We start from the raw sequence: 1959 nt of genomic DNA on the forward strand, positions 1-1959 counted from the left end.
CCGATCGTCCTGCAGCTGATCGGCTGCGGGGCGGCCGCGCTCGTCCTCACCGCCACCGCCGGGCCCGCGCTCGGCCGCACCACCCAACACCGCTGAGTACCCGCCTCCTCCGAGGCACCACCGGCCGGGCGTGCTCAGACGTCCGACCGCCCCGAACATCGAGAAAGCGAATCCGCATGAGCAGCGTCGCGGTCACCGGAGCCGAGGGCTTCATCGGCTCCCACCTCGTCGAGACCCTGGTTGCCGACGGGCACCAGGTTCGCGCGATGGTCCAGTACAACTCGTTCTCCTCCTTCGGCTGGCTGGAGACCCTGCCGCAGGAGGTGCTGGACTCGGTCGAGATCGTCCTCGGCGACGTCCGGGACCCGGGCTCGGTCAACGGCCTGGTCAAGGGCACCGAGGCGGTCTACCACCTGGCCGCGCTGATCGCGATCCCGTACTCCTACCGGGCGCCCCACTCGTACGTGGACACCAACGTCACCGGCACCCTGAACGTCCTGGAGGCGGTGCGCCACCAGGAGATCCCGCGCCTGGTGCACACCTCCACCAGCGAGACCTACGGCACCGCGCAGACCGTGCCGATCACCGAGGACCACCCGATCAACACCCAGTCCCCGTACGCCGCCTCCAAGGCCGGCGGGGACCGGCTGGCCGACAGCTACCACGCCAGCTTCGAGACCCCGGTCGTCACCCTGCGCCCGTTCAACACCTTCGGCCCGCGCCAGTCGATGCGCGCCGTCATCCCCACCGTGATCGCCCAGGTCGCGGCCGGCCAGACCGAGATCACCCTGGGCGACCTGCGCCCGACCCGCGACTTCACCTTCGTGAAGGACACCGCCAACGCCTTCCGCACGGTGGGCACCGCGGCCGCCGAGACGGTGGTCGGCCGGACCTTCAACGCCGGCACCGGCGGCGAGATCTCCGTCGGCGACCTGGTCACCCTGGTCGGCAAGCTGATGGGCGTCGACCTGGTGGTGAAGGAGGACGAGCAGCGCATCCGTCCGACCAACTCCGAGGTCATGCGCCTGGTCGCGGACGCCACCCGGCTGCGCGAGGCCACCGGCTGGGCCCCCAACTTCACGCTGGAGCAGGGCCTGGAGCAGACCATCGAGTTCTTCCGCGACCCGGCCAACCTGGCCCGCTACAAGACCGACATCTACAACGTCTGACCGCCGTAACGATCATGCTCGTCCTGGTAGCCAAGGTTCGTGTCCTACACACCTTTTCCGTGGGGGAAACACCATGCACGCAGTGATCCTGGCCGGCGGTAAGGGCGTCCGCCTCCGCCCGTACACCACCGCGCTTCCCAAGCCGCTCGTCCCGATCGGCGACCAGCACGCGATCCTGGAGATCGTGATGCGCCAGCTCGCCGCCTCGGGCTTCAAGACCGTCACCCTGGCCATCGGCCACCTCGGCCACATCATCCGCGCCTACGTCGGCAACGGCTCGCAGTGGGGCCTGCGGGTCGGCTACGCCGTCGAGGACAGCCCGCTCGGCACCATGGGCCCGCTGCTCACCATGCAGGACCGCCTGCCCGAGCACTTCCTGGTGATGAACGGCGACATCCTGACCGACCTGGACTTCGCCGGGGTGCTCAAGCACCACGAGTCGTCCGGCGCCCCGCTGACGATCGCCACCTACGCCCGCCAGGTGAAGATCGACTTCGGTGTGCTCACCGCCGACTCCGGCACCATCACCGGATTCCAGGAGAAGCCCAGCATCGACTACCGGGTCTCGATGGGCGTCTACGGCGTCTCGCGCTCGGCGCTCGCCAAGTACACCCCCGGCCTGCCGCTGGGCTTCGACGAGCTGGTGCTCGACCTGCTGGCCGCGGACACCCCGCCGGCCGCGTACGACTTCGGCGGCTACTGGCTGGACATCGGCCGCCCGGACGACTACGACCGGGCGAACGCCGAGTTCTCCTCGATCCGCCCGGTCCTGATGCCCTTCGAGTCGACC

Annotated in this window: 2 protein-coding genes; both read left to right on the forward strand. The window is 69.5% G+C overall.

The genetic code is table 11. From position 1 onward, the window contains the following. Positions 1 to 176 precede the first annotated feature (176 nt). Positions 177 to 1169, forward strand: coding sequence for an SDR family NAD(P)-dependent oxidoreductase (locus tag ACIP4P_RS45055; protein WP_350517444.1), 993 nt, complete (start codon positions 177 to 179; stop codon positions 1167 to 1169). A 73-nt stretch (positions 1170 to 1242) separates the two neighbouring features. After that, a partial coding sequence (locus tag ACIP4P_RS45060) for an NDP-sugar synthase (RefSeq protein ID WP_400930342.1) occupies positions 1243 to 1959 on the forward strand: 717 nt, incomplete at its 3' end.

The organism is Kitasatospora sp. NPDC089509 (assembly GCF_044749365.1).
Lineage (GTDB): Bacteria > Actinomycetota > Actinomycetes > Streptomycetales > Streptomycetaceae > Kitasatospora.

Bases quoted from the DNA above. Each gene is read 5' to 3' on its own strand.
- ACIP4P_RS45055 (WP_350517444.1), top strand. From the start codon at position 177: ATGAGCAGCGTCGCGGTCACCGGAGCCGAGGGCTTCATCGGCTCCCAC.